General features: G+C 72.4%; 1 protein-coding gene. It reads left to right on the top strand.

The window, feature by feature from the left end:
- Nucleotides 1-1,503: lipopolysaccharide biosynthesis protein (locus tag FV222_RS25220; RefSeq protein ID WP_147815925.1), on the top strand; the 1,503-nt coding region annotated here is incomplete at its 5' end.
- Nucleotides 1,504-1,666: the final 163 nt, after the last annotated feature.

Genomic DNA, 1,666 nt, shown 5'->3' with positions numbered 1-1,666 from the left:
CCGGAGGACGTGGCGGGCCGCTCCGTGCGGGCGGCCGGGTGGGTCGCCGTCAGCTCGGTCGGCAACGTCGTCCTGAGTTTCGTGGTCTTCCTGGTGCTCGCGCGCCTGCTCGACCCGAGCGAGTTCGGGCTCGTCGCCGTCGCGGTCGTGTTCATCGACATCCTGCTCATCGTCACGCGGGGCGGCCTGCCCGACCTCGTGGTCCAGACCGAGCGGCTCGACGACGGCTTCGTGGACACCGCCTTCTGGGTGGCATTGGCCTCCGGCTGCCTCTACGGGCTGGCGCTCGTCGCGCTGTCGTGGCCGGTCGCCTGGATGCTGCGCATCCCGGAGCTCCAGCCGGTGCTGGCGGCGCTGGCGGCCACCTTCGTGATCGCGGCGGCCGGCGTGATCCACGAGGCGCGGCTGCAGCGCCGGTTCGGCTTCCGCAGCCTCGCGATCCGGGCGCTCGTCGCCAACCTGATCGGCGGCAGCGTGGCGATCGCGCTGGCGCTGAACGGCTTCGGGGTCTGGAGCCTGGTGATCCAGCGCCTGCTCGCCACCAGCATGACGACGCTGCTGACCTGGGCGGCCTTTCCCTGGCTTCCGGGCTTGCGCTTCGTGCGCGCCCACGCCCGGCGCCAGCTCGCCTTCGGCTCGCGCGTGTTCTCGACCCAACTGCTCCTGACGCTGAGCATCCGCAGCCAGGAGGTGGTCGCCGCCTACTTCCTCTCCACCGCCGACATCGGGCTGCTGCGCATGGCGTGGCGCTGCATCGACCTGATCAGCCAGGTCGCGGTGATCCCGTTGGCCGCCGTGGCGCTGCCGACCTACGCCCGGCTGCAGGACCGGCCGCGCGAGCTGGCCGCGGCCTTCGACGGCTTCGTCGCGATGTCGGCGGTGCTGGCGCTGCCGGCCTTCGTCGGCATGGCCGTGGTGGCGCCCCACCTCGTGCCGCTTCTGTTCGGCGAGCAGTGGCGCGAGGCGGTGCCGGTGCTGCGCATCCTGGCGCTGCTCGGGCCGGAATTCGTCGCGACCTCGATGCTGTGGATGATCTTCACCGCCTCCGACCGGACCGGCACCGCCCTGGTGCTGTCGGCGGGGCAGTTCACGATCACGATCCTGGCCGCGATGGTGACGGCGCCTTTCGGCCTGTCGGCCCTCGTCGTCGGGCACGTGGTGCGCGCCTACCTGTTCTCGCCGCTGGTGGTGCGGTCCGCCGGCCGGTTCGTGCCGCTCGGCAACCTTCGGATCGCGGCCCTGCTGGCGCCGATCCTCGCCTGCTCGGTGGCGATGGGCGCCGCCGTCTCGCTGGTGCAGGAACGGCTCTATGCGCAGCTCGGCGACCACGAGGGCCTCGCGGCGGCGATCGGCCTCGGCATCCTGGTCTACGGCATCCTCGCGCTTCTGTTCCTGCGCGCGCCGCTGCGCCGGAGCGTCGCGCTGATCCTGAACCGCAAGGCCGCCCTGGCCACCGCCGCCGCGCCGCGCGCCGAGGCGGTACCCATCCCCGCGACGCCGTAACACCGAACCTCGGTGAGCCCGGCTCATCGAGGTTCGGCCCCCGCGACTGCGGGGCGGCGGAAGTCCGCCGGACCTCATGGGATCTGACCCATGAGACATGGTCTAAGCAGTGAGGTGCGATCGATGCCGCCACGCGGGCCCGCCCTGCCCTGCCCTCCGGCCT

Origin of the sequence: Methylobacterium sp. WL103, assembly GCF_008039885.1 — a bacterium.
Taxonomy (GTDB): domain Bacteria; phylum Pseudomonadota; class Alphaproteobacteria; order Rhizobiales; family Beijerinckiaceae; genus Methylobacterium; species Methylobacterium cerastii.
The sequence above is the reverse complement of the archived record's forward strand: the minus strand, read 5'-3'. Positions and strand labels throughout refer to the sequence as shown.